Source organism: Paraburkholderia madseniana, from assembly GCF_009690905.1.
GTDB classification, from domain to species: Bacteria; Pseudomonadota; Gammaproteobacteria; order Burkholderiales; family Burkholderiaceae; genus Paraburkholderia; species Paraburkholderia madseniana.
In genome coordinates this window covers 80,495-87,261 of record NZ_VOSW01000036.1, presented here as the reverse complement: position 1 = coordinate 87,261, position 6,767 = coordinate 80,495, and the positions used below count along the sequence as shown (strand labels likewise).

General features: G+C 61.2%; 5 protein-coding genes. 3 read left to right on the top strand and 2 right to left on the bottom strand.

Annotated elements, in window-relative coordinates; genetic code table 11:
* Nucleotides 1-212 precede the first annotated feature (212 nt).
* On the top strand, nucleotides 213-626 hold the full coding sequence (locus FSO04_RS20120) for a GGDEF domain-containing protein (protein ID WP_154561727.1): 414 nt from the start codon (nucleotides 213-215) through the stop codon (nucleotides 624-626).
* Nucleotides 627-1,089: 463 nt separating this feature from the next.
* Here FSO04_RS20120 and FSO04_RS20115 read toward each other — a convergent pair whose 3' ends face one another.
* A complete protein-coding gene (locus tag FSO04_RS20115; protein ID WP_154561725.1) occupies nucleotides 1,090-1,272 on the bottom strand; it encodes a hypothetical protein in 183 nt (60 codons plus the stop codon).
* Between the two features lie 762 nt (nucleotides 1,273-2,034).
* Between FSO04_RS20115 and benC the strand changes: the two genes are divergently transcribed.
* On the top strand, nucleotides 2,035-4,824 hold the full coding sequence (benC, locus tag FSO04_RS20110; RefSeq protein WP_154561723.1) for a benzoate 1,2-dioxygenase electron transfer component BenC: 2,790 nt from the start codon (nucleotides 2,035-2,037) through the stop codon (nucleotides 4,822-4,824).
* Between the two features lie 26 nt (nucleotides 4,825-4,850).
* Here the strand turns inward: benC and FSO04_RS20105 are convergent, their stop codons facing one another.
* Nucleotides 4,851-5,783, bottom strand: a complete 933-nt coding sequence (locus FSO04_RS20105; protein WP_154561721.1) for a helix-turn-helix domain-containing protein — start codon at nucleotides 5,781-5,783, stop codon at nucleotides 4,851-4,853.
* Between the two features lie 123 nt (nucleotides 5,784-5,906).
* Here FSO04_RS20105 and FSO04_RS20100 point away from each other — a divergent pair, with 123 nt between their 5' ends.
* The gene (locus FSO04_RS20100; RefSeq protein ID WP_154561719.1) at nucleotides 5,907-6,752 is read left to right on the top strand and encodes an SDR family NAD(P)-dependent oxidoreductase; all 846 of its coding nucleotides are present in this window, start codon (nucleotides 5,907-5,909) and stop codon (nucleotides 6,750-6,752) included.
* Nucleotides 6,753-6,767 lie beyond the last annotated feature (15 nt).

Genomic DNA, 6,767 nt, shown 5'->3' with positions numbered 1-6,767 from the left:
AGCACGACACAGCCAAAGAAGGAGAGAAAGAAGACCCAGACACCCACCGAATAACCCGCAAAGCTGGTCCAACGGGTGGGTCAGAATTCAATGCAAATCGTGGGTCAGGATTCCGTGCAAATCAACATTCAAGGCTAAGCGCGATGCTCTGACTGAATTCTCGGGCGTGTGCAAGGCACGCTAGCATTGTTAGTGATCGTGCTAGCGCCGCTATGAACACGGCTAGCAGCAATTCTGAACTCCAACAGCAGTTCAACGATACGTACGGTCACCAGTGTGGTGACGAAATTCTCGTTATGGTGGCGATGCGCCTGCAAGCTACCGTACAGACGCACGCTGTAGTAGGGCGCCTTGGCGGAGACGAGTTCCTTATCGTGCGCAGGGCCGCCACTCCGACCGGCGTAGTCGAGCAGATGGTCGCCGAACTGATCGCAGCTCTGCAGGTTCCGATGAATTTACGTTGTGGTGTTGAGGTGGTCGGTGCGAGCTTCGGCATTGGTGTTCTAAAAGCTGGCGAGGATTCAAGCGAACTCATCAGGAAGGCAGACTGCGCGATGTATCAAGCCAAGAATCGGGATCTCGCTAATCGGATAGTGTCCGATACAGGCCGTATTTGTGCCGGGTGAGTCGTCAGGCCGGGCGCCGGCATCACAGTTCCCGACCTGTCCAATCCTCATTGCCAGATGTAGTGAGGATCAGAGGTGTTATTGGCCTCTGCTGCTGTTGGTGTTCACAAATGCCACTAGCCATGTTCACAGGAATGCTAGCGGCCAAAACGCCGGGATGGCTTGCTGCGCAATGCGTTGCGTGCGATCAGCGCCATTCGACGCCTGTTGCGACGGTACAACAATCGTGATGATGCTTGTTCAGTAACTCTGCTAGCGTCGCATCGGTGCTGGATATCAAGTCTCACGGACGATGCGATCCGAAAGACACTTTTCATGGGTGGAGTTCAGGATCGTCACCGGCCGCATGCAGTCAGAAAGCGCTTCTGTATTTTCTGATTTGGTTTAAGGAACGATAACTTTAACTCTTGTGCAAAGAGCTATTTTTGATTAGCACGTATGGTCGTGTTCGGCGGGGGCCATATTAGGCGCGGATCTGGTCTTGAGCCACCACTTGTTGAAGACTGGAAAGCAGGCTTCTTGCCTCAGACATCGACAATCCGAAGTCAGCCGGGGTCGCTCCTTCGAGCGGGTGCTGAAACCTCGCCAACGGCACTTTCTCGTCGGCTCCGTCCCGCTGCAGGTAAATCGTCCAGTGCATATCCATCCGTCACCTCGCTGAACGGGTGTCGAAGGTAGCTTAGGGCAAAACGCCGCGCTCCCCCAATTTTTGTCCACTCCCCGAATCGATGCTAGCGAGTTCGCGCCTGGAGAACGTGAAAAACGTGTTGAGTTCGAATTCGCTGAGTTCGCGCGGCACCTGTCGGATCCCGAGATAAGCCATTCGCCAGTGGTCCATCTCGAGTGCTCCGCATCGACGATGAGAGCGAGTTAGAGTAGCGACGCAAAGTCGGTCGCGCTACGGTGTAAATCGGGATAGCTGTCTCAGGTACAACGACTAAGGAAAGTGCCGGAACGCTGTAGTGACGCTTTTTCGTATGGCTGATACGGCGTCCCCGCAAACGTGAATCCCTCAGACGGATAGTCAGCAGGTACTTGATTGGAAGGACAATTTATACAGGGTCACAAGGCGGAGCCGCGCCAGGCTTAGGTGCCCTTAGCCGAAAAAATGCACGAAAATCAAAGGCACCCCTCTTTGCGGGGTGTTCCGCAGGCCGGTGCGCTGTTCACGTCATGTGGTCGAGGCGAGTGGAGCCCCATTTCCTACGGTCATCCGCCTCCCTCACGATGCACGTTTTGTCCGGTTGAACGTCGTCTCTGTCCATTGAGGAGAACGCGGCTCAGGCTCTAAATTGGCGGCATTAAACCCACCGGGCGCTTGCGAGAAACACGAATACCGCGCGCCACCCCGTCCGAACATCCCGCCAGCGGAGCGCCAGGTTCGGGCGGCTCTAGAGGAGACACCGCCATGGCCCATCAGATAACATTCCGTTTTGAGGACGGAGTGACCCGCTTCATCGAGTGCAAGGAGGGCGAGCGTGTCACCGATGCCGCCATTCGCGCCAGGATCAATATTCCACTCGATTGCCGTGATGGTGTGTGTGGCACCTGCAAGGCGGTCTGCGAGTCCGGCGACTACGTTCTGGGCGACTGCGTGGAAGATGCGCTCAGCCCGGAAGAGGCGAGCGCCCGCAAGGTTCTCACCTGCCAGATGAGCCCACGTTCTGACTGCGTGATCCAGCTCGCCACGAATTCCGATGTCTCGGGGACCGGGCCGTCCTCCCACCAAGGACGGATCGTCGCCTGCCAACGAGCGTCGGACACCACGATCGCCTTCTCGGTCGAGTTGGAGAACCGCGCAGATCTCAGCTTCCTTGCGGGGCAGTATGTCAACATCCGGGTGCCCGGCACCGATCAGACCCGCTCCTACTCCTTCAGCTCGGGGCCGTCCGAGCCGCGTTTGTCCTTCCTTGTGCGCAACGTGCGTCAAGGGGTGATGTCGAGCTGGCTGTGCGAATCCGCCAAAGTAGGAGACCAAATCGAGATTCGTGGCCCGCTGGGAAGCTTCTACTTGCGCCCCATCGAGCGGCCGGTGCTGTTTCTGGCGGGTGGTACGGGCCTCGCGCCGTTCCTGTCGATGCTGGACAAGATCGTTGCGGACGGCGGCAATCCGTATCCCATCCACATGATCTTTGGTGTGAACAGCGACGAAGATCTGGTTGGCATCGACCGGCTCGAAACCTATGCGCAGCGCCTGCCGAACTTCACCTATGCCTGCACCGTCTCCAGCCCCGACAGTGCCCACCCCAACAAAGGCTATGTGACCCACCACATCAGCGCCTCCCAGCTAAACGATGGCGATGCGGATGTGTACCTCTGCGGGCCGCCGCCGATGGTCGATGCGGTGCGCAATTTTCTCTCTGCCGAAGGGCTGACGCCGCGCAACTTCTATTACGAGAAGTTCGCCGGCACCGGCCTGGTGGTTCAGACCGGCGAGGAGCGCACGACTCCTGTCGATGTGGATGAAGCCTTCGATTTGCGCATGGCGCTCGAACTCGGGGCGGCTCAGCTGACCATGGGCCGGCTGTCGAGCGAGCAATTGATCATGTTCCGCCGGCTCGCCGAGGCGACGGCGCCGTTTGTGTCCGGGCAGCGCTTTACCGACGTTCCCCGCTACATCGAGGCAAATCACGCCTTCCATATGTTCACGGTTGAAGCTTCCCGGAACACCCAGCTGATCGCGCTTTACCGGCAACTTGCCGTGCAGGACTACATCGCCCGCGCGCTGACCGACCAGATCGAGATCGTCGGCGATATCGTCCAGCAGCACCGGGACATTGTCGGCGCCTTCGAGCTGGGCGACCTGAACAAGGCGCGAGACGTGATTGCGCTACATGCGCTCCATTCCAAGGCCACGATGAGCCGTGCGCTGGAGCGTATGGCGCAGGGAAAGACGGCACCCAAGGTCGAGGCGCCCCCCGTGCCCCCGACGGCTGTGCCGCAGAGCGCGCCGCAGGTTTGCCCGTTCACGGCCAGGACCCTTCCGCCCTATTCACACGAACTGGACTGGCCCGAGGAACTGGATCCGTTCAAGGTGGTCGATGACGGCTCGCAAGGCGACCCTTACGAGCACTACCGCTGGATGCGCGAGCATGCGCCGGTGCTGCGTTGCCAGTCGGCGACTTCGGACGTGTGGTTCCTGTCGCGCTATGACGATGTCTACCAGGCGATTCGCAATCCCAAGCTGTTTTCCTCCGAGGTCGTCAGCCCGCCACCGCTGACGTTCCTGACGCTGTTCGATGCGCCCGACCATTCGCGCTTGCGCAAGGTCGTCCAGCCGTCCTTCCTGCCGCTGGCGGTCGATCCCTTTATCGAGCAGATCGGGCAGAGAGCGGAGGACCTGCTCGACGCGATGATTGCCAAAGGCGGCGGCGATGTTGTCGACGATTTCGCTATCCCGCTCAGTATCTCGACGATCTCCACGATGATCGACGTGCCGAACGAGGATGAAGAGAAGATGAAGTTCTGGTCGGATGAGACCTTCAGCTACTTCGGGCGCCTCGCCCGCAATGCGCCGGGGACCGGCACCGACGAGCAGAGCGCGCAGGCTTTCTTCGCTTACCTGAAGCAAGCGCTGGAGCGGCTCGCCCGCACCGACAGCCAGTCGATCGGCGGGCATATCGCGCGCATGTGGAAGGACGGATTGCTTTCGGAAAAGGAAGCGAAGGAGCTGTGCGCCTTCGTCTTCATCGCCGGGCACGACACGACGACTATCCTTGTCGCCAACGCTTTTCGCATGTTCGCCGAACAGCCGGATCTGCTGGGACGGATTCGCGAAAACCCGGCCGACGCCGACCGTTTCGTCGAGGAGGTGGCGCGCTATCGTGGGACCGTCCAGCGCGTGAGCCGCATCACCACCGAGGCGACCTCGGTCGCGGGCGTCGATCTGCCCAAGGGCGCGGTGGTGCGCTTGCTGCTGTCGGCTGCGAACCGCGACAGCCGCAAGTTTACCGACGGCGAGAGGTTCGACATCGACCGCGATTCCAACGGTCATTTGGGTTTTGGCAACGGCATGCACAAATGCCTTGGTGCGCCCCTCGCCAAGCTGGAGACGCTGATCGCGACGAAGGCTCTGGCCCGCAAGGTTGGCGATATCGCACTCGATCCGGCACGGCCGATCCAGTATGTGCGGGGCAACAACCTGACCAACTCCGGGCCGGAACACCTGTTCGTCAAGTTCCGTGGGTTATCGGCCTAAAGCGGATGACGGGGGGCGCGGTCGAGTCAGCCCGCGCTCCCCTTTTCAGGCGGCAAGGATCGATCGTGGGCCGCGAAGCGGTATTCGGTTGGCCGCAGTCCCGTCTGCTTGCGGAAGAAACGACCGAAATAGGCCTCGTCCTGAAAGCCCAGTTCGCTGGCGATCTGCTTCACGCTGAGCGTCGAATAGCCGAGCAGCCGCTTGGCCTCATGGATCGAGCGCGCATCGATTGCCTCGATTGCCGACACCCCGAAGGTGGCGCGGCAGATGCGCGAGAGCTGACCGGTGCTCACGCCCATCTCGTCGGCATAGCTGGCGACCGGGCGCCGCTCACGGCAATGGCGGTCGAGCAACGCGCGGAACCGCTCGATCCGTCCAGCCATGGTGCGCTGTTCGGAACTGGCCGAGAGCCGGGCGCTCTCGCTGAGGCGCCCGATCTTGACGAACAAGGTGATCGCCAGTGCCGCGCCTGCGGTGAACTGCCAGCGCTCGTGGCTCTCCGCCTCGTGGCCGATCGACTCGAACAGGGTGTTTAGAGGTGTGCCGCGCTCGACGTCGGGATCGATCGACAGCACCGTCGGCGTGCGGATAAATTCCAGCAGCTCGGGCGCGGCCGTCATCGCCAGCGATTCCAGCGCGGACTGCGCGGCGGTGATGACGTGACCGTCGATGTCGCTGCGGAAGTGAAAGCCGTGAACCGAGCGCGCTGGCACGACGATCAGGCATGGCGCTTCGACTGCCCAGCTCTTGCCGTCGATGAAGGTCTCGCCGCCCCCGGCGGTGACGTAGAGCACCTGGATCAGTGCGTCATGGATGTGCGGCCTGATGTCGAAGTCGAAACGGCCGGCACGCAGGGGAATGCGTTCGTAATGGACCATGTCGACCCAGGATTGGTCGGCTTCCGCGCCATAGAGCGCGAAATGCAGAACGGTCCGGCGGCGCTGTTGGTCATTGGCCATGATGCACGTTATGTCCTGCTCTATGTGATCTCTGTCCATTGTTCCACAGGGGCTTGGGGCGTTCAATGGCGATACGGATTTCAGCAAGCAAAATCGCATGGAAATTTCAGAAAGGATAACTACATGAGACAGGAACTTGAAAATCGCGCCGCTGCGTCGCCCCCCTACGCGCTGAACCTGGACGGAAAGGTCTGCGTGGTCACGGGTGCAGGCAGTGGTATTGGTGCCGGCATCGCGCGCGCGTTCGCCAGTGTCGGAGCACATGTGGCGCTCGTGGATTGGAATCTTGCTGGCGCGGAAGCTGTCGCCGCCGAACTTCGGAACGCCGGTGCGGTGGCGCAGGCGTTCGGCTGCGATGTGTCGGACGAAGTCTCGGTTGCCGCGGCTGCTGGCGAAGTTCGCGCGGCGCTCGGGCCGGCCAGTGTGCTCGTCAACAATGCAGGGCTTCTACGCGCCGGACCTCTCGAGACGGTCTCGATCGCGGACTGGAACCAGGCCATCGCCGTGAACCTGACCGGCTATCTTCTGTGTGCTCGAGCTTTCGGGGGCGACATGCTGGCGGCAGGCAAAGGCAGTATCGTTCACGTTGCCTCGATTGCGGCGCTCAGTCCGCAGACCAATAGCGGTTCGTATAGCCCGAGCAAGGCGGGCGTGCTGCTGCTGTCGCGGCAGTTGGCGGCGGAGTGGGGTCCACGCGGGGTGCGCAGCAACTGCGTGCTGCCCGGCATGATCCGCACCGCGCTGTCCGCGAAGTTTTACGAGGAGCCCGGCTTCGAAGCTCGCCGCGCCGCCGCCACCGCGAGCCGCCGTATCGGCGAGCCGGAGGACCTCGCCGGCCCGGCCCTGTTCCTCGCCTCTGACCTGGCTGCCTACGTCAATGGCGCGGAGGTGCTCGTCGACGGCGGGCTCGATTGCATGCTGATGGACATGGTCCCGCGTCCCGGCTTCAACGCCACGCCGGCCGCGTGAGCACCATCACACCAA